Source organism: Bradyrhizobium sp. 482_C4_N1_8, assembly GCF_052075965.1.
In the GTDB taxonomy this organism is placed as follows: domain Bacteria; phylum Pseudomonadota; class Alphaproteobacteria; order Rhizobiales; family Xanthobacteraceae; genus Bradyrhizobium; species Bradyrhizobium barranii.
Genome location: NZ_CP197231.1, coordinates 1,840,566 through 1,858,887, shown reverse-complemented (window position 1 = coordinate 1,858,887; position 18,322 = coordinate 1,840,566). Strand labels below are relative to the sequence as shown.

Genomic DNA, 18,322 nt, shown 5'->3' with positions numbered 1-18,322 from the left:
CATCGGCACGGCTGCTCAGATACAATCACTTATTCAGAAAGTTCAACGGCAAACCGCCGCGCGGCCAGTCCATGGCGATCAGCTCGCCCTTGCCCGACAGCGTGATGTAGGCGGTCTTCAGCCCCTCGCCGCCGAAGGCGATGTTGGTGGTGACGCGGTCGCCGGTCGGGACCTGCTCCACCAGCGTACCATCAGGCGCGATCACCGAGATGCAGCCGGAGACCAGGGTGGCGACGCAGACATTGCCGTTCGCCTCTACCGCGAGCGAGTCGAACATCTGGTAGCCGCCGAGGCCGCAGATCGGCTTGCCGCGCTCGCCGCGATAGATCACCTCGCGCGGCTTGAGCGTGCCGGGCGCGGAGAGCTCGTAGGCCCAGAGCCGCCCCGTCGGCGTCTCCGCGATGTAGACGGTGTTCTCGTCCGGCGACAGGCCGATGCCGTTGGCCGGCAGAACGCCATGCACGACCTCGACGATCTCGGTCATGCCGGGCTTGAGATAATACATGCCGCCGACATCCATCTCGCGGGCGCGGCGCTTGCCGAGATCGGAGAACCAGAGGCCGCCGTGCTTGTCGAAGACGAGGTCGTTCGGCCCGCGCAGATCGTGCTCGCCGCATTTGGTCACGACGGTCTCGACCTTGCCCGATTGCAGATCGACGCGCTGGATCGAGCCGCCGAGATAGCCGTCCGGCTGCGGGCCGGGCATGATCATCTTGCCGGTCGGAATCCAGGAGAAGCCGCCATTGTTGCAGATGTAGATCTTGCCGTCGGGGCCGAGGGCTGCGCCGTTCGGGCCGCCCGGCACCTTGGCGACGACCTCCTTGCGGCCGTCGGGATGGATTCGGGTCAGGCGCTGGCCGCGAATCTCCACCAGCACGACCGAGCCGTCCGGCATCACCACGGGCCCTTCGGGAAATTCGAGGTCGGTGGCGAGAACGCGAACGTTGGTCATGGGGACCCTCCCGGCTGCTTGTTATGGCTTGCACGGGATGTCCGGCACGGGCCCCACACGCAAGATTTGCCTGCGGTTATGACAAAGTCGCCGGGGCTTGCCAAGCAAGCGGGATGGTATGCCAGCGTTGCAACGTAAAGCGCGATGACATATCGCGCCTTAGGTCTCGTTTGAGCATGATCTCTTCGGAAAACCGCTGCGCACTTTGCGCGAACGCGGCCCTTCGGGTCCGGATCGTGCTTACTCCCGCACTGGTATCCAAATCTCGAAGCCGCCATTGCCGGTCGCGGGATCGAATTTCTCGTCATAGCGCTCGAAGTTCGGCGCATCCGCGGCCTTCAGGCCGGACGCCGGCAGCCACTGATTCCAGATCGTGTTGACGGTGCGGCGGATCGAGGCGACGTGCTCGGTGTGGGTGAACACCGCGTAGCGCTGCTCGGGAATGCGGATGCGACCGAAGCGGCGCGGCAGGTCGGAGAAATCGGCGACCTCGACACCGGCGATGTAGTCGAAATTGCCGGAATCATCGCCGTTGCAGCAGACGCCATAGGCGACTTGAGATTTTCCCTGGCCGACGCGCGCGGGAATGTCGGCGACTTCCTGATGGAAGCGGTGCCACAGTCCCGGAATGGCGGCGCCGTTGTCGCAGGAGATGCGCTCGGCGGGGCCGGCGACGAGGAAGGCCTTCGCGGTTTCGAAACGCGGCGGGACCAGATGATCGAGCATGGTGGAGTCCATGAGGATCGGCTCCTGAAGCTTGAGTTTATCGAGGCACGTTGCCGCCCGCACCGCTTCGGGTGTGGTGCCAAACTGGTCGCGGAACGCGCGGGTGAACGCTTCGTGCGAGCCGTAATCGGCCTCCAGCGCCAGCGACAGGATGTCCGGCGCGCCGTTCGCAAGACTGCGCGCCGCTTCCGTCAACCGCCGCGCGCGCACGTAGCGCATCACCGGAAGCCCGGTGGCTGCGGCAAACGCCCGCACGATGTGGAACCGCGACACGCCAGATATCGCAGCAATCTCGTCGAGCGTCATCGGCTCGGCCAGATGGCTCTCGATATACCAGAGCGCGCGCTGGGCTGGGTTCATGCGTCAAGGGCCCTCGTTCGAAGCCTGGCGATGATGCGCTGACGGCCACCGCCTCGCTTGATCGGCATTGCTGTCCTCGCATGAGAATAGTTCCGGAATAGCCACTGGCAACGCCCCGGCATTCGCAGCTACACTCGTTGCAACCGCTCACCAGAAAGAGGAACCGCGTCATGGAAATCACCGATGTGCGGGCGCACCATATCCGCATCCCCTATGACGCCGGTGTCGCGAGCTTTCGCCAGGGCGCGTCCGCAATCTCCGCGCTCGACATGGTGCTGGTCGAGGTCACGACCGATGCCGGACTGACCGGCTGGGGCGATGCCTTTGCCTATGTCTCCCCGCGCACCACGCGATGCGCCGTCGAGGAGATGATCGCGCCGCAGGCCCGCGGGCTGAAGGTTCCCGATGCCGCCGGCATTCCGGCGGTGATGGAACAGATCCAGCGCAACCTGCATCTGTTCGGCCGCTACGGCATCACGATGTTCGCGATATCAGGGCTCGACATCGCGCTGTGGGACTTGGCTGCGAAGATCGAGGGCGCGCCGCTGCATCGCCTGCTCGGAGCAAGCAAGCGCTCGAACATCCCCGCCTATGCGAGCCTGTTGCGAATCGGCTCGCCTGAGAACATCACGGGCGAATGCAAGAAGGCGCTCGCGCTCGGCTATGGCGCCATCAAGCTGCACGAGACCACGACGCCGGCGGTGTTTGCCGCGCGCGAGGCCATCGGGCCCGGCATCCCGCTGATGGTCGACATGAACTGCCCGCTCACAGGCGAGCAGGCGATCGCATTCGCGAAGGCGTGCGAGGACGCGCAGCCGATGTTTCTGGAAGAGCCGGTCTGGCCGCCGGAGGATTTTGCCACACTCGCCGAGGTCCGCCGCAAGGGCGGGCTCGGCGTCGCCGCCGGCGAGAACGCCTGCACGGAGTATCAATTCCGCCAGATGATGAATGCAGGCGCGGTGAGCCACGCCCAGCCGTCGGTGACCAAGGTCGGCGGCATCACGGAATTTCTGAAGGTCGCCGCACTCGCCGATCAGCTCGGCGTCAAAATCGTCCCGCACTCCCCGTATTTCGGTCCGGGCCTGCTGGCGACATTGCACCTGCTGGCGACGCGCGACGACGGGTTGGTCGAGATGTTCTATCTGAAACGCGAAGCGTGCCTCTGGGGCGGCCGCGCCGATGTCGATGCCACCGGCCAGGTCGCGGTGCCCTCGGGACCCGGGCTCGGCTATGAGCCCGATCGCGGCGTGATGGAGCGCTACCGCGTGGCGTGACGGCGACGCCTATTTCGCCGCATCCTTCGGTGGCGGCGCGTCCTGCTTCTTCTTCAGATCGTCCGCGATCTTCACCTGTGCAGCCTGGAGATCGGCCAGCGTCTTCTGCAGGCCGGCCACAAGCGTCTTCAGCGCGTCGATCTGGCGGTTGGCGGCATCGTGCTTCTGCTGATGATCGAGCGTCAGCTTGGTGATCGTCTTCTGCAGGAAGTCGACGTTGCTCTGCAGGCAGCTCGTGCGCCGCTCCATGGTCTTCTCGACGGTACAGATCTCGATGCCGGGCACGTCTTGCGCGCGGACCGGCGCAATCGCCAGCGGGGCGAGCAACAACATCGCGAAACAGACGTCGGCGCTTCGAAGCAGCATGCAGGTTCCTCGTCCAAATCAATCACGGCAATGTGCGCTTTTTGCTCGCCGACGCCGGAGGCTACCACACTCGTACCGCATTCTCGCGTTGAGCTTGGCTTGTTCCCTTGGACGGGGATCAGTGAACCGTGCGCGGAAGAAAGTGGGCGCTCTTTCCGCGACTTTGATTAGGGGAGATTTTTGGAATGGCAACGCGCGATAGACGTCTGGCGGAATTCGATGGCGCCGGCGAACCGCCACCTGGCCTGCCGGTGGAGGTGCTGTGCGAGGACCACAGCGGAACGTATCAACTGCCGTTCGCCTGCCGCTATGTCGAGGGCCGCTGGCAGAACGACGCGGCCGGCGTCCCGGTGGAGGCCACTGTCATCGGCTGGCGCGTGCCGCGCGCCAAGCACTCGGGCTTCGCCTGACGAGCGGCGTCTGTCTCAAAATGCAACGGGGCCGCGCTCTGCCTTAACGAACGGAACGCGGCCCGAACGAATCACGTCCGAATCAGCCGAAACGCCGTGTACGCGGCTGTTCACGGCTAGATGTCGCAACAAGCCCGCACGCGTATACAATATCTGCGCAGCATATGGGCCGGCCCGAGCCGGCCACGGGTGCTAAAAGTTAACGGCTTCAAAGACATGGCTGCCGGGTGCGGCAGCCCGGGCCTCGCTCCCAAAACAGGCAGGCGGGCGCCAAGCCTGCCTAATATTCGACCTCGAGCTCCTCGATCTCGGCCGGCTCGTCCTTGGCCGCCGCGATCCATTCCTTCATCTCGGGCATGGCCATGATGGTATCGGCATAGGCCTTCAGCGGCGGCTCGAGGTTGACGTCATAGGTCACGAAGCGCGTCACCACGGGGGCATACATCGCATCCGCCATGGTGCGCCTCGCGCCGAACAGGAAGGGACCGCCTGATTTCTCCAGGCAGTCGCGCCAGATGGACCAGACGCGGTCGATATCAGCCTGCGCGCGCGACCAGATCTTGAAGCCGGGGAAGTGCCCCTTCAGATTGACCGGCAGCGAAGCGCGCAATGTCGTGAAGCCGGAATGGATTTCGCCGCAGATCGAGCGGCAATGCGCCCGCTGGACGCGGTCATCAGGCAACAGACCGGCATCCGGCATCGCCTCGTTGAGATATTCGGCGATCGCCAGCGTATCCCAGACCACGGCGCCGTCGTGGCGCAGGCACGGCACCAGGATCGACGACGACAGCAGCAGGATTTCAGCGCGCGCCGACGCATCGTCCGGCGCGGTGACGATCTCCTCGAAATCGAGCCCGGAAAATTTCGTCAGCAGCCAGCCGCGCAGCGACCAGGACGAATAGTTCTTGCTGCTGATCGTCAGTGTCGCCTTCGCCATATGGCCCATTCCCTACGCCTGTGACTTGCACGCCGCCCGGCCCGCGGGAGTGCTCATGACCTGTGCTTCCCGCAAAAGGAGGAGCAAGCGATGTGCCAGTTTTGAGGGCGGTAGGGCTCCCGTTTGGCTTCGATATTGCATGACAGCACGGGAGGGTGGGCGTTTCAGTATGATGTCGATGTATTATCAGGCCTTTCAGAACCATATGGACCTCACCGCGCCGTGGCGGGCGGGAGCTTCGTCCGCGCTCAGATTCCTCAATCTGGTGCCGCAGGGCCTATCGGACCAGGTCGTCGGCCGGCTCTCCGCCGCGCTGGAGCTGATCTCCCGCTCCACCCTCACCTATCACCGTCCAGCCTACGGCATCGACAGCGTGATGGTGGGCAACCGTGAGGTCGGCGTCACCGAGGAGGTCGCCTACGCGACGCCGTTCGGCTCGCTGCTGCACTTCAGGAAGGACGGCGTGCCGGAGCAGCCGCGCATGCTGCTGGTGGCGCCGATGTCGGGCCATTTCGCCACGCTGCTGCGCGGCACCGTGAAAACGCTGCTGCAGGATCACGACGTCTACATCACCGACTGGCACAATCCGCGCGACATTCCACGCCGCGAAGGCCGCTTCGGGCTCGACGATTACACCGATCATCTCATCGACTTCCTCGGCCAATTGGGCCCGCGTCCGCACATGGTCGCGATCTGCCAGCCCTCGGTCTCGGCACTGGCGGCCGCCGCGGTCATGTGCGAGGGCAACCACCCCTCGCGGCCTGCGACGCTGACGCTGATGGCAGGCCCGATCGACACGCGCATCCAGCCGACCAGGGTCAACGAGTTCGCCAAGAGCAGGCCGATCGACTGGTTCGAGCAGAACCTGATCAACTACGTGCCGGTGCAATGCCGCGGCGCGCTCCGCAAGGTCTATCCCGGCTTCGTGCAGCTCACGGCGTTCGTCTCGATGAATCTCGAGCGCCACATCAAGCAGCACATGGATCTCGCCAACCATATCGCCAAGGGCGAGAAGGAGAAGGCCGCGAGCATCAAGACCTTCTACGACGAATATTTCGCCGTGATGGACCTGCCGGCCGAGTTCTACATCGAGACCGTGCGTGACGTGTTCCAGGAGCACCTGTTGCCGCAGGGCAAGTTGATGCACCGTGGCCGTCCCGTGAACACCAAGGCCGTCAGCCGCATGGGACTGATGACGGTCGAAGGCGAGAAGGACGACATCTGCTCGATCGGCCAGACGCTCGCCGCGCAAGACCTCTGCACCGGTGTGCGCGCCTATCGCCGCGTCCACCACATGCAGGCCGGCGTCGGCCATTACGGCGTGTTCTCGGGCAAGCGGTGGAATAACGAGATCTATCCGCTGCTGCGGGATTTCGTGCACGTGAATTCCTGACTGTCATTCCCTGTCCCCAGACTGGGGGCAAACGGCACGTGCCTAATGCACTTGCTCGACCAGCTCTTTCGCTTCCACGACTTCAGAAAGATTTCGCTCCGCATCGAATTCGGCCAGCACGGGAGCGAGCATTTCGGATGCCCCGCCTGCTCGGCCATTTCTCTTGTGCAGGCGAGCAAGTCCAAGGGCGCTGCGCAGCTCGAAAGTCTTCGTCTGCTGGTGTCGTGCGATCTCAAGCGCTCGGTTGAGGGAAGCTTCGGCACTGGCTTCGTCCGAAGGATCAAGACGCGACAAAAGCTCGCCGCGGGCGCGATGCAGCTCGGCATCAAGCCAATGCTGGCCGGATTGCCCGGTCCACGCGATCAATTCGCTCAAGATTTCCAGCCCGGTTTCGAGTTGGCCCGACGCTGCGTTCGCCAAGGCGACATGCATCCCCCAAAACGGCTCACAGAGATAGCAGTCATTCTCGTGCAGCAAAGTCCAGCCGCGACGCATTTCCGTCAGTCCGGTCATTTGGTCGCCTGCACGCCACTTGGCGAGGCCATTCAGATAGGTGCCGGCGGCCACATACAACGGCATCGTGTGGTCGCGCGCGAGACCGAGCGCCAGGATCGTCTCCGTTTGCTGCAACATGCCTCCGCATAGTCCGTCGAACACAGCGCGATGAACCAGCGCGTTGGCCTGGGACAGCGCCCGCTTTTCTCCCGAAGCACTCACCGCTTCGGCGGCGAGGCGGCGTGCGCGCGCGATCTTGCCAAGCGGCCAAAGCACCAGGGCAAGAAACCTCATGATCACGAACGGGAGATCCAGTGCCGAAGCCCTGAACGTCGCGGGATCCGGCTCGGCACCATAGATCTCGAGTGCCTGCTCGAGATGCATCCTCGCGTTCAAGTAGTCACCGCCGAACCAGCAGGTGACCCCGCCCGTCCAATGTGCAACGACGGCGGCCACCGGTGAATCCGGTCGTCGGTCGGCGGCGCTCCTGATGGCATCCGCCAGCTCCAGCATCGGAGCGAGTTCGCCGTGTGTCAGGCAAGCATTGAAAAGACCCGAATGGACCGGCGCGAGTTCGACGGGATCATTGATGTCGGCAGCGAACTGTCGGGCACGCGTCCATGCGGCTACCGTTTCGGGAGCGCTATGGCCGAGGCTGCCTCGCAATGCACGGCCATACTCGATTTGAAGATGCAGCCTGCTCATCATCCGGCGGGGATCATCCGTCACCTCATCGGCGGACGCAATCGCCTTGCCGAGATGCGCGATCGCCTCGGAATAGGCCGAGCGCTTCAGCGCTTGCTGGCCCGCCTTGCGCCACCATTCGAGGGCGATCTCGCTCAGCCCCGCCTCGGTGAAGTGGTGTGCCAGAACTTCCGGCTCAGTCTCGGCAACGACGGGAAACTTCTCGCGCAGGACATCGCCGATCCGCTTGTGAAGCACCTGCCGTTTGCTCTTGAGCAGGCCTTCATAGGCCGCTTCCTGAACGAGAGCGTGCCTGAAGCTATAGTTTGCGTCGGGCGGTGTCCCGCGACGCACCAGCAGTTCCGCCTCTTCGAGTTGCCCCAGCGCAGCGCTCAGCGTCAGATCATCGCGTCCTGTCACATATCTTAGCAGCGCGTATGAAAAGTCGCGGCCGATGGCGGCGCCTATCTGCGCTACCTCCTTGACGGGAGCCAGCCGGTCGAGCCGCGCCATCAGCGAATCCTGCAGCGTCGCGGGAATAGCGAGCGGCGGGAGCGGACTATCGAGGCGATAGCGTCCGGAATCCTCGACGAGCAGTCCGGACTCCAGCACCATCTTGGTCAGTTCCTCGACGAATAGCGGGATGCCGTCCGTCTTGTCGATGATCTGCTCCATCATCTCGCGCGGCAGCTGGCGGCCAACGGTCACCTGCTCGACCAGCGCACGCGTGTCCTGCCGGTCGAGCCGGTCGAGCCGCAACAGGCTGACGTTGGCGAGGCCCGACCAGGAGGGCTCGAACTCTGGCCGGGTTGTCATGAGCATGAGTATCGGCAGTCCCCTGATCCGGTCGACCCCGAGATCGAACAGTTCAAGTGTCGTGGCATCGGCCCAATGCATATCCTCGCAGATAACCAGCAGGGGTTGCTCTCGCGCCAACCCCTCGAGCTGATCGAGAAGCGAGGCAAATGTCTGTCGCCGCTGCTGCGCCGGGCTCAAACCAAGCGGCGGATAATGGTCGCCGGTTGGAATCGAAAGGAGAGCCGCAATGAGCGGTGTCGCCCGGGCGACCTGTTGCGTTCCAAGCGCCAGCATTGCCTCAAGCTTGTCGAGCTTTTGCCCCGGCGTGTCGTGCGAGCGGATACCGGCTGCGCGCTCCAGCTGCGCGACAAAGGGATGAAGCGCGCTGTTGGTGTGGTAGGGCGAACACTGATATCGCACCCGGCGGTGCGCCCCCAACGCGGGATTTTCGCACAGCGTTGCGACGATGCGCGACTTGCCGATGCCTGCTTCGCCGGAGATCAACACCATCTGGCCCTGCCCCTGCCATGCCAACCGCTGGCGCGAGAGCGTGAATTCGATCTCCTCCCTGCGACCGACAAAGCCGATCGAACGCGCCGCGCGGACCGCCTCGAAGCGACTTTCCGATGCGGCCGCCCCCTCGACCGCCCAGACCGCGATGGGTTCGGCTATCCCCTTGACCTCGCGACGGCCGAGATTGCGAAAAGTGAAGAGATCGCCAAGCAGCCGCCGCGTCGACGAGGCGACGACGACCACTCCCGGTTCCGCCAGGCTCTGAAGCCTGGCTGCAAGGTTTGGTGTATCGCCGACCGTTGCGTGCTCCTCCGACGCATCGCCGCTGATGAGGTCGCCGACCACCACAAGCCCGGTCGCGATTGCGATCCGCAGTTCAACCCGTTCGGTGGCGCCCGTCCTCAGTCGCCCGACCGCAGCGATGGTGTCGAGGCCCGCTCGCACTGCGCGCTCCGCATCGTCCTCGTGGGCGCGGGGATAGCCGAAATAGACCAGTATGCCGTCACCGACGAACCTGGCGATCCTGCCGTCATAAGCAGCGATGACGCTCGCGCAGGCGGCGCGGTAGGCCCGGATCACTTCCCACATATCCTCGGGATCGAGACGCGCGGAGAGCGCAGTCGAGCCGACCAGGTCGCAAAACATAACGGTCAGGTGACGCCGCTCGGCGTCGTGAGGAGGAGCCGGCGATGCGATCAACGCGGCTGGATCGAGGTCGGCAATGGCACGCAGCATTTTGCGGCGATGGCCAAGCAGGACTCCGAGCTTATCGAAGTCCTCGGCCATCAGTTCGGGAAGGACGCCCATGTCGATCCCATTTTGGACAAAACGCTCTGCGTATTGTCCAAGCCCCAGCTTCTCGAGCCACTCCGCAATCTGCATTGGCTCCACCGATCGTGCGGTTGGCGGTTAGCAGAATTTTGGACCACGGCGCGGGGACAATATCCCAACGCCACCATGATGGCACGTCTTGTTTGTTGCGCGATAACTTAGGTTGCTCAGTACCGATGCCGCTTCCAAGCAAGGACATTGCTCGATGCAAACGGTCGCGCTACTAAAAATCGTCTGCACGCAGCGTTGAACGACAGAAGTTGCGATGAGCCGTCAACCACTCGCCTTCAGACCTGACGTCAGCACTGGCACTGGTGCCCACATCACGACGCCAAGCAGACGTTTTTCCGTGAGCACAATTGTCTTCATTCTTCATCCTTGGGCACTACGTAGTTGCGCGCCATCGTTCCCGCCGCAACTTGAAGCGAAGACCCAACGACCCAACAGCCGGCGAGAAACGCTATCAGCGCATTGGGTAGGCTTTGATCAAGGACAAGGATGCTGACGGACAGAGTTGCTGCAATCGCCGCGCCGAACGTACCGGCCGCACTCATGATCTCAGCAACCTCAGAGCCGTTGTATTCTTCCGAGGTGCTCGAAATCGACCTCCGAGCGACAGACCGGGACAAATCAATTCCAACATAATAGCTGAGAGCTCCGTAGAGCATTGTTAGCAGCACGATCCAGCCGCTTTCAAAAAGCCCGCCTTTCTGACGCAACAGGGTCGCACCCACATAGAGGCCGCAAGAGGCCCCAACGGCTGCTAGCCCAATTCTTTCGAGGAGATGGGCCGACTTGATAAGACTGGAACGGGCGATCCCAAGATTACCGGCGTACCTCGTTAGGGAAAATGCGCTGAAAACTGCGTTGCCTATCTTCATTGGGGGCTCCTCAATAAGTAGCAGCCTACCGGCCGACCCCGATTAGAAGCTGCGTGGACGCGCTTCGCGATGCCCTTGATTCCAATTTCCAAAAGATGTGGCTGAGTGATGGGGCTGGCTTGCTCGTAACCAAGACGAGAGCCAGTCCAAAGCTGCGAGCTCGCGGCTTCGCAGGCATTGCATCTCACCCGTGTCTGTCAGTCAGCTCTGGGTGCAGCAATTTCTTGGGGGAGAGTTAGCTCGAAAAGAGAGTGATGGACTATGAGACTGTTCACATACTCCTGTTCCCTGTCGCTCCATCCAGTCACGATCTCAGGAGGACTAAGTTTGCATCGTTGCATACGCGGGAGCGCAGAAGCGCGAACTGACAGGCGCCGTGAGTTCGCAAGCTGTCCCGCGTTGCGCCACGTCAGATGGCGATCTCGCTGGCGAAGCGGCACTGATTTGGATTCTGATTTTGACGCGAAAACGCTCTACTCGTCCCGCCCGCCATGGGTTTCGCGGCGCCATGCGCCCGGACTGACGCCGACCATCTGGGTGAACACCCGCGTGAAATGGCTTTGATTGGCAAATCCGGCCGAGATCGCAATCTCGGACAACGGCAGGTTGCGGACGGTCATCAGCTGCGTGGCCGCCTTCACGCGCTGGCGCAGCAGCCATTGATGCGGCGGCAGGCCGGTGGAGATCCGGAATGCACGTGAAAAGTGGCTGACCGAAAGGCCGAGCTCGGTCGCGATCTGCTCCAACGCGACCTTGCCTGAGAGATCGGAGTCGAGCCGGTCGCAGGCGCGCTTCACCTGCCATGGCGCGAGGCCACCACGGTTAGGCTCTGCGACAGGCTTCAGCCCGCCATAGGTCTGGGCGACGTGGGCGGTGAGCGCGAGCATCATGTGATCGACGAAAAGCTGGTTGGTCTCGTCAGGCCGACGCAGTGCTTCCTGCAAGCTGGCGCCGATATGACGGATGACCCCGTCGTCATGGCCCACACCGGGCTCGTAACTGAGCTCGCCAATGCGCGGCGCGCCGGGTTGCCTTGCCATGTCGTGAAGGGCCGAGCGCGGCAGATAGAAGAAGAGCGAGTGAAACGGCTTGTCGATCACATAGCGCGGGTCGCGCTTGAGGTCGTACAGATAGGTCGCGCCCGCACGAATATCCTCCCTGGTGACGTAGCGGCCTTCCTCCCAACATTCGCAAGCGGGATAGTCGCGGAGTTTCAGGCTGACGAGGTAAGCATCTTCAGCCGGCAACGAGCCGGAAAGTTCGGACGTCGGCTTGTCATTGCGGACTTCGGTGACCGCAAGCTCCGCGCTGCGCAGCGAGCGCGTGATCAGAACCGGAGCTTCCTTCACGTGAAGGCCCCGCCCGAGCCTCTGCCCGTAGACGCCTGCTTGTGTCATTATCAATATTCCATCCGTGAAAGGCACGTCTGCGTCGGCCTTTCCGAGTCGATGCATTATCGGAGATCGACGACCGACGGTCCAGCTTCGCCGGATTAGCATATAGATTGTGGCAGCCGGTCGCACTCCGTCGCGACGAGGTGAATTCATTGTGATTTCAGCACGATTTCACAGGCTTGGCATCGCGAAGGACAACACCGTTAACGTGTGCGGCAGATCATGGCACGATTTTATCGTGCGTTCTGGAAAGCATCCGCTGCGCGCCTTTGCGCCGCTAGGCCGACCATTCCTCGCCCCAGACCTGGACGACGTGGCCGGGCGAGACTTCGCGATACTGCCGGACCGGCGGCTGATAATCCGGTGCGCGCACCGGGCTTCTGATCTCGTCGTTCGAGGTCTCGCGCTTCGTGCCGCGGCGCGATGGATCGGGCACGGGCACCGCGGCCATCAGCTTCTTTGTGTAGGGATGCTGCGGATTGCCGAACAAGGCTGCGCGCGGGCCGGTCTCGACGATCTCGCCGAGATACATCACCGCGACGCGATGGCTCATGCGTTCGACCACCGCGATATCGTGGGAAATGAAGAGATAGGCAAGGCCCATGCTGGCCTGGAGGTCGAGCATCAGGTTGACGACCTGCGCCTTGACCGAGACGTCGAGGGCGGAGACCGCTTCGTCCGCAACGATTAGCTTCGGCCCGAGCGCGAGCGCGCGCGCAATGCAGATGCGCTGGCGCTGGCCGCCTGAGAATTCGTGCGGAAAGCGCGCGGCCATATCCGCGGTCAGGCCGACGCGTACGAGCAGATCGGCCACCTTGTCTCGTGCCTGTGAGGCAGTCGCGAGACCGTTGGCGAGCAGCGGCGCTGCGATCGCCGTCCCCACCGACATGCGCGGATTGAGACTCGCGAACGGATCCTGGAATACGATCTGCATCTGCTTGCGGAAGTCGCGCAAGGTCCGGGCGTTCATGGCGAGGACGTCCTGGCCGTCGACCAGGACGGTGCCGCTGTCCGGCTCCGTCAGCTTGAGGATGGAACGGCCTGTCGTCGATTTGCCGCAACCGGATTCGCCAACCAGCGCCAGCGTCTCGCCGGCGCGCAGGGTGAAGGAGATGTTCTCGACCGCGTGGACGCGGCCCGAAACCTTGCCGAACAAGCCGGAGCGGATCGGAAAGCGTGTGGTGAGGTTGGAGACTTCGAGCAGCGGCCGCTCGGCGGTTGAGACCGTTTCAGGTGTCTCCGTCGGCTCGTCCGAGGTGCCCGTCACCTTGTCGACGATCGGAAACCGCATCGGCCGCGTCCGCCCGCCCATCGAGCCGAGGCGCGGTACGGCCGCGAGCAGCGCGCTCGTATAGGGATGCGAGGGCGCAGCAAAGATGCGCGCGGTCGCATCGGTCTCGACCGCCTGCCCGCCATACATCACCACGGTACGGTCCGCGATCTCCGCGACCACGCCCATATCGTGGGTGATGAAGAGGATCGACATCCCCTCCTCCTGCTGGAGCTCCTTCAGAAGCTCCAGGATCTGCGCCTGGATGGTGACGTCGAGTGCCGTGGTCGGCTCGTCGGCGATCAACAGCTTCGGCTTGCAGGCGAGCGCCATCGCGATCATCACGCGCTGGCGCATGCCACCGGAGAAACGATGCGGATGCTCGTGGAAGCGTGATGCCGCCGCGGGAATGCGGACGCGATCGAGCAGACGGATGGTCTCGGCCTCCGCCGCCGCGCGCGACAGGCCGCGATGCTGGATCAGCGCCTCGGCGATCTGGAAGCCGATGGTGAGCACCGGATTGAGGCTCGTCATCGGCTCCTGGAAGATCATGGCGACATCGTTACCACGAACATCCGTCATGCTCGCTTCGGACAGCGTCAGCAGATCGCGGCCCGCGAGCGTGACGCGCCCCTCGACCCGGCCGCTCTCCTTCGGAATGAGCCGCATGATGGAAAGCGCGGTGACGCTCTTGCCCGAACCGGACTCGCCGACGATCGCCACGGTTTCTTTGGCCGCGATATCGAACGACACGTCGCGGACGACGGGAATCCATTGCCGCTCGCGCAGAAAGGACGTGGTCAGGCCCGCGACCGACAACACGGGCGCCTGCGCTTCGGCAACGATCGGATCAGGCCTGCTTGCGCCGGTGCTCATGCGATTGCCCTAATAGCCGCGACTGCGATCGACGCGCCCCGGCAGATCTTCGCCGCGGCGGTGGCGCGCGATGACGTCGAGCACGAAATCGACGGCCGTATCAGGCGTCGTCATGCTGGCATTGTGCGGCGTCAGCAGGATGCGCGGATGGCTCCAGAACGGATGGCCGGCCGGCAGCGGCTCGGGATCGGCAACGTCGAGCACCGCACCGGACAGTGCGCCGCTGTCGAGCGCCGCGAGAAAATCGGATTGGACGAGATGCGGGCCACGCCCGACATTGACGAGCCCTGCTCCGCGCGGCAGGCGCGCGAACAGATCGGCATTGAGGATGCCGCGGGTCTCGTCGGTCAGCGGCAGCAGGCAGACGAGAATGTCGGCCTGCGCGAGAAACTCTGGCAAGGTGTCCGTACCGGCGTAACAGGTGACGGCTTCAATCGCGCGCGGCGAACGATTCCAGCCGAGAAGCGGAAAGTCGAACGCCTTGAGCCGGTCGAGCACGGCCTGGCCGAGCTGGCCGAGCCCCATCACGCCGACACGACGACGTTTGGCCGGCGTGATCCGGATCTCGCGCCAGACCTGCTCCTTCTGTTGGCTGATGAAGTGCAGGAGATTGCGATGCAGGGCGAGCACGGCCATGGTGACGTATTCCACCATGGTCTCGGCGATGCCGGGCTCCAGCATGCGGACGAGCGGTATGTGCGGTGGAAGTTTTGTGGCATCGAACTGATCCACGCCAGCACCGACCGAAAAGACCAGCTCGAGATTGGGAAAGGTCGTCGCGATGTCGTCCGGCGGTACCCACGCCACCAGGTAGCGCACCTCTGCGGGATCGCCGATGTCGGGCCAGAGCCGGAACGACACATCGGGCGCGCGCTCGGCGAAGAAGCGCGCCCATTCGGCGCCGCGAACCATGTTGGCCTTGTAGAGAACCGTCATGCCACCAGCACTCTCAGAACGGGCTGACCGGCGCGAGACGCCGGCCGTCGATCATGCGCTTGTGGCTGTAGGCCGCGGGATCGACCAGCGGCGTCGCGCCGGTCACGATGTCGGCGGCGAGCTTGCCGGCCGCAGGACCGATGCCAAAGCCATGGCCGGAGAAGCCCGTCGCGAGGAAGAAGCCGGGCAAGGCATCGACCGGCGAGATCACAGGAATGGTGTCCGGCGTGCAGTCGATCGTGCCGCCCCAGGCTTCCGCGATCTCGATGTCCTTCAATTCGGGATTCGACTTGATCAGCGAAGCCAGCGCCGCGTTGACCAGCGACATGTCAGGCGCCGGATCGCGCACACGCTCGGTCTCGAACGGCGACGGCTTGTCCAAACTCCAGCTCGTGCCGCGCACGATCTGGTCGAAGAACGACTTGCCGAACGACAGTTTCAGCCCGTTCTTGCGATGCAGGTAGGTCGGCCAGAAGGTGCGCGCGTAGCGGAACAGGTCTGGCGACAGTTCGACCGTGCCGCGGCCGCGCAGCGCCAGTGTAAAGCCGCCGTCGAGGCGGCGACGGATACAGTAGAAGTCGGTGCCGAGCGCGCCGGACGTGATCTCCGGTCCCGGCGTGGTTCGGCATGCGGTGGCGTTGACGAGACCGATCGGCAGCTCGATGCCGTGACGGCGGCAGAACAGCGACGACCACGCGCCGCCCGACAGCAGCACGGACTGGGTGCGAATGGTGCCCTTCTCGGTGACGACGGCGCTGACCCGTCCGCCCTGCGTTTCCAGCCCGCGTGCAGCGCAGCCCTGGTGGATGGTCACGCCGTGCTTGCGTGCAGCGGTGGCGAGCGCGGGCACGGCCATCGACGGCTCGGCGCGCCCGTCGCTCGGCGTGTGCAGACCGCCGACCCATTTCTCGGAATTGCCGGGCAGGCGCTCGGCGACTTCCGCCGGCGTCAGGACGGTCGAGTGGACCTGCATCTCGCGCGCCGTTGCGGCCCATCGCTCCCAACTGGCCAGCTCGTCCTTGCTTTTGGTCAGGAACAGCACGCCGGTGCGGCGGAAGCCGGCATCGACACCGGCGTCGTTCTGCATGTCCTCCCACAGCCGGAGCGCCTCGCGGGCCAGCGGGATCTCCTCACGGGCGCGGCCCTGCTGGCGGCACCAACCCCAATTGCGGCTCGACTGCTCGCCGCCGACATGGCCTTTCTCGACGAGGGCGACGGAGAGACCCTTCTTTGCCAGATGGTAGGCCGCGGACACGCCGATGACGCCGCCGCCGATGACGACGACGTCCACCTGCGCCGGCAGGCGTTCGTCGCTGTTTATACGGGTGAGCGGCGGGGACATGGGACACTCCAGCTATTCAGTTCGATCGAAGCAAGTCGGCTCGGGGGCAGGCTCGTCATGGGATATTCATTCGCGGATCGAGCGCGTCGCGCAGGCCGTCGCCGAGGAAATTGAAGCTCGTCACCGCGAGCGTGATGGCGACGCCCGGCACGATCGCAAGCCACGGCGCGCTGGTGAGATAGATCTGCGCGTTGTTGAGCATGTTGCCCAAACTCGCGGCCGGCGGCTGGACGCCGTAGCCGAGGTAGCTGAGATAGGATTCCAGCAGGATCGCCTTGGCGACGTTCAGCGTCGCCGCGACCACAATTGGCGCGATCGCATTGGGCACGAGCTCGCGAAACATGATCCGCAGGTTCGACGAGCCGAAGGCGAGCGCAGCAACCGCAAACTCACGTTCTCGCAGCGAGCGCACCTGGGCCTCGACGACGCGGGCCACCCACATCCAGGCGGTCGCCGCGATCAGGACGGTCGTGGTGATCAGGCCGGGCTCGGTAAGCGCCGCCAGCGCCAGCAGGAGAAAGATCGTCGGGAAACACAGCACGGCGTCGACCAGCCGCATCAGGACCGCGCCGACCACGCCGCCATAGAAGCCGGCAAAGGCGCCGACGGCGATTCCCACCGCCATCGCGATCACCATCGCGACGATGCCGATCGTGAGCGAGACGCGTCCGCCCATCATCAGTCGCGCCAGCACATCGCGGCCAAGTTCGTCGGTGCCGAGGATATGCGCACCCGACAAGGGCGGCGCGAACCGCTTCATGATGTCGATATGGGTGTCGTCGAACGGCAGCAGATAGGGACCGAACGCCGAGCCGAGGACGAGAACCAGAATGATGACAGCCCCCGCAAGCGCAAGCCGGTGCCGGCGAAAGCGCCGCCATGCGGCCTGGCCGGGCGCGAGCTGAGCGGTCGAGAGGGTCGCAGCCGTCATTCCTAGCCCACCCGGATGCGCGGATCGACGACGGCATAGAGGATGTCGGCAAGCAGCGAGCCGATCAGCACCATGGTCGCCGAGAACATCAGGATGCCCATCACCACGGGATAATCGCGGTAGCCGATGGAATCCAGGAACAGCCGGCCCATGCCGGGCCAGGTGAACACGGTCTCGGCGACCAGCGCACCGCCGAGCAGCGTCGGAAACTGGAGGCCGGCCACAGTGATCATCGGCAGCAGGGCGTTGCGCAGCGCGTGCACGGTGAGGATGCGCAATTCCGGCATGCCCTTGGCGCGCGCGGTTCGGATGTAGTCCTGGTTAATCACCTCGAGCATGGAGGAGCGCATGAAGCGACCCCACATCGCGGTCTCGACCAGCGCCAGCACCAGCGCCGGCGCAATCAGATGATGCAGCAGGTCGAGGAAGGAGCCATCGCCGACCGTTTGGCGATTGCCGGCCGGCAGCCAGCCGAGCTTCACCGAGAACACGTAGATGGTGACCAGGCCGAACCAGAAGGTCGGGATCGACAGCGCGATCATGGCGCCGACGGTCGCCAGCGTATCGAACAGCGAATAGCGGCGCAGCGCGCCTAGCACGCCGATCCAGCAGCCGAGCAAAACCGCGATGATCGTCGCCGTCGCCATCAGCTCCAGCGTGGCGCCGAGATGGGAGGAGATCACAGACAGCACCGCCTCGCCGTCGCGATAGGACTTGCCCCAATCGCCTCTCAGCATACGGCCGAACCAGTCGAGATACTGGATCGGCAACGGGCGATCGAGGCCGAGCTGCCTCGTGACGCGGTCGAGGTCCTCCTGCGTCATCTGCGCGGACGCCGCGTATTGCGACAGCGGACCGCCGGGGGCCAGATGCAGGATGGCAAACCCGATCGCGGAGACGATCACGAGCAGCATGATCGCCTGCGCCAGGCGGTTGACGACGTAACGGGCCAT

15 protein-coding genes are annotated in these 18,322 nt (G+C 64.1%); 3 read left to right on the top strand and 12 right to left on the bottom strand.

Translation table 11 applies throughout. From position 1 onward, the window contains the following. Positions 1-25: 25 nt before the first annotated feature. The gene (locus AB7Z56_RS08710; protein WP_063981460.1) at positions 26-952 is read right to left on the bottom strand and encodes an SMP-30/gluconolactonase/LRE family protein; all 927 of its coding nucleotides are present in this window, start codon (positions 950-952) and stop codon (positions 26-28) included. 240 nt (positions 953-1,192) lie between these two features. Beyond that, positions 1,193-2,038: an AraC family transcriptional regulator gene (locus AB7Z56_RS08705; protein ID WP_063981459.1), complete on the bottom strand. Its 846-nt coding sequence runs from the start codon at positions 2,036-2,038 to the stop codon at positions 1,193-1,195. A gap of 170 nt (positions 2,039-2,208) precedes the next feature. Between AB7Z56_RS08705 and AB7Z56_RS08700 the strand changes: the two genes are divergently transcribed. After that, on the top strand, positions 2,209-3,312 hold the full coding sequence (locus AB7Z56_RS08700) for a mandelate racemase/muconate lactonizing enzyme family protein (protein ID WP_441256189.1): 1,104 nt from the start codon (positions 2,209-2,211) through the stop codon (positions 3,310-3,312). A gap of 9 nt (positions 3,313-3,321) precedes the next feature. Here AB7Z56_RS08700 and AB7Z56_RS08695 read toward each other — a convergent pair whose 3' ends face one another. After that, positions 3,322-3,678, bottom strand: coding sequence for a hypothetical protein (locus AB7Z56_RS08695; RefSeq protein ID WP_063981457.1), 357 nt, complete (start codon positions 3,676-3,678; stop codon positions 3,322-3,324). Positions 3,679-3,863: 185 nt separating this feature from the next. Between AB7Z56_RS08695 and AB7Z56_RS08690 the strand changes: the two genes are divergently transcribed. Next, complete coding sequence (locus AB7Z56_RS08690) at positions 3,864-4,088, top strand: hypothetical protein (protein ID WP_041953164.1); 225 nt, start codon at positions 3,864-3,866, stop codon at positions 4,086-4,088. Positions 4,089-4,368: 280 nt separating this feature from the next. Here AB7Z56_RS08690 and AB7Z56_RS08685 read toward each other — a convergent pair whose 3' ends face one another. Continuing rightward, on the bottom strand, positions 4,369-5,025 hold the full coding sequence (locus AB7Z56_RS08685) for a glutathione S-transferase family protein (protein WP_063981456.1): 657 nt from the start codon (positions 5,023-5,025) through the stop codon (positions 4,369-4,371). Positions 5,026-5,194: 169 nt separating this feature from the next. Here AB7Z56_RS08685 and AB7Z56_RS08680 point away from each other — a divergent pair, with 169 nt between their 5' ends. Further along, a complete protein-coding gene (locus AB7Z56_RS08680) occupies positions 5,195-6,418 on the top strand; it encodes a polyhydroxyalkanoate depolymerase (RefSeq protein ID WP_187387949.1) in 1,224 nt (407 codons plus the stop codon). Between the two features lie 42 nt (positions 6,419-6,460). Here the strand turns inward: AB7Z56_RS08680 and AB7Z56_RS08675 are convergent, their stop codons facing one another. From AB7Z56_RS08675 to AB7Z56_RS08640, 8 genes are all read right to left on the bottom strand, one after another. After that, complete coding sequence (locus tag AB7Z56_RS08675) at positions 6,461-9,790, bottom strand: adenylate/guanylate cyclase domain-containing protein (RefSeq protein ID WP_441256188.1); 3,330 nt, start codon at positions 9,788-9,790, stop codon at positions 6,461-6,463. A gap of 314 nt (positions 9,791-10,104) precedes the next feature. Further along, positions 10,105-10,620, bottom strand: coding sequence for a hypothetical protein (locus tag AB7Z56_RS08670; protein WP_063981455.1), 516 nt, complete (start codon positions 10,618-10,620; stop codon positions 10,105-10,107). Between the two features lie 473 nt (positions 10,621-11,093). Beyond that, on the bottom strand, positions 11,094-12,017 hold the full coding sequence (locus AB7Z56_RS08665; RefSeq protein ID WP_063981454.1) for a helix-turn-helix domain-containing protein: 924 nt from the start codon (positions 12,015-12,017) through the stop codon (positions 11,094-11,096). 274 nt (positions 12,018-12,291) lie between these two features. Continuing rightward, entirely contained in the window at positions 12,292-14,160 is a 1,869-nt protein-coding gene (locus AB7Z56_RS08660; protein ID WP_094184520.1) for an ABC transporter ATP-binding protein, read from the bottom strand. A gap of 9 nt (positions 14,161-14,169) precedes the next feature. Continuing rightward, entirely contained in the window at positions 14,170-15,096 is a 927-nt protein-coding gene (locus tag AB7Z56_RS08655) for a 2-hydroxyacid dehydrogenase (protein WP_063981453.1), read from the bottom strand. Between the two features lie 13 nt (positions 15,097-15,109). Next, a complete protein-coding gene (locus AB7Z56_RS08650; RefSeq protein WP_063981452.1) occupies positions 15,110-16,438 on the bottom strand; it encodes an NAD(P)/FAD-dependent oxidoreductase in 1,329 nt (442 codons plus the stop codon). 55 nt (positions 16,439-16,493) lie between these two features. Next, a complete protein-coding gene (locus tag AB7Z56_RS08645) occupies positions 16,494-17,369 on the bottom strand; it encodes an ABC transporter permease (RefSeq protein WP_063981451.1) in 876 nt (291 codons plus the stop codon). A 2-nt stretch (positions 17,370-17,371) separates the two neighbouring features. After that, the gene (locus tag AB7Z56_RS08640) at positions 17,372-18,322 is read right to left on the bottom strand and encodes an ABC transporter permease (RefSeq protein WP_441256187.1); all 951 of its coding nucleotides are present in this window, start codon (positions 18,320-18,322) and stop codon (positions 17,372-17,374) included.

Excerpts from the sequence above, each read along its gene's own strand:
- AB7Z56_RS08710 (WP_063981460.1), bottom strand. The coding sequence starts at position 952 with ATGACCAACGTTCGCGTTCTCGCCACCGACCTCGAATTTCCCGAAGGG.
- AB7Z56_RS08705 (WP_063981459.1), bottom strand. The coding sequence starts at position 2,038 with ATGAACCCAGCCCAGCGCGCGCTCTGGTATATCGAGAGCCATCTGGCC.
- AB7Z56_RS08700 (WP_441256189.1), top strand. The coding sequence starts at position 2,209 with ATGGAAATCACCGATGTGCGGGCGCACCATATCCGCATCCCCTATGAC.
- AB7Z56_RS08695 (WP_063981457.1), bottom strand. The coding sequence starts at position 3,678 with ATGCTGCTTCGAAGCGCCGACGTCTGTTTCGCGATGTTGTTGCTCGCC.
- AB7Z56_RS08690 (WP_041953164.1), top strand. The coding sequence starts at position 3,864 with ATGGCAACGCGCGATAGACGTCTGGCGGAATTCGATGGCGCCGGCGAA.
- AB7Z56_RS08685 (WP_063981456.1), bottom strand. The coding sequence starts at position 5,025 with ATGGCGAAGGCGACACTGACGATCAGCAGCAAGAACTATTCGTCCTGG.
- AB7Z56_RS08680 (WP_187387949.1), top strand. The coding sequence starts at position 5,195 with ATGATGTCGATGTATTATCAGGCCTTTCAGAACCATATGGACCTCACC.
- AB7Z56_RS08675 (WP_441256188.1), bottom strand. The coding sequence starts at position 9,790 with ATGCAGATTGCGGAGTGGCTCGAGAAGCTGGGGCTTGGACAATACGCA.
- AB7Z56_RS08670 (WP_063981455.1), bottom strand. The coding sequence starts at position 10,620 with ATGAAGATAGGCAACGCAGTTTTCAGCGCATTTTCCCTAACGAGGTAC.
- AB7Z56_RS08665 (WP_063981454.1), bottom strand. The coding sequence starts at position 12,017 with ATGACACAAGCAGGCGTCTACGGGCAGAGGCTCGGGCGGGGCCTTCAC.
- AB7Z56_RS08660 (WP_094184520.1), bottom strand. The coding sequence starts at position 14,160 with ATGAGCACCGGCGCAAGCAGGCCTGATCCGATCGTTGCCGAAGCGCAG.
- AB7Z56_RS08655 (WP_063981453.1), bottom strand. The coding sequence starts at position 15,096 with ATGACGGTTCTCTACAAGGCCAACATGGTTCGCGGCGCCGAATGGGCG.
- AB7Z56_RS08650 (WP_063981452.1), bottom strand. The coding sequence starts at position 16,438 with ATGTCCCCGCCGCTCACCCGTATAAACAGCGACGAACGCCTGCCGGCG.
- AB7Z56_RS08645 (WP_063981451.1), bottom strand. The coding sequence starts at position 17,369 with ATGACGGCTGCGACCCTCTCGACCGCTCAGCTCGCGCCCGGCCAGGCC.
- AB7Z56_RS08640 (WP_441256187.1), bottom strand. The coding sequence starts at position 18,322 with ATGGCCCGTTACGTCGTCAACCGCCTGGCGCAGGCGATCATGCTGCTC.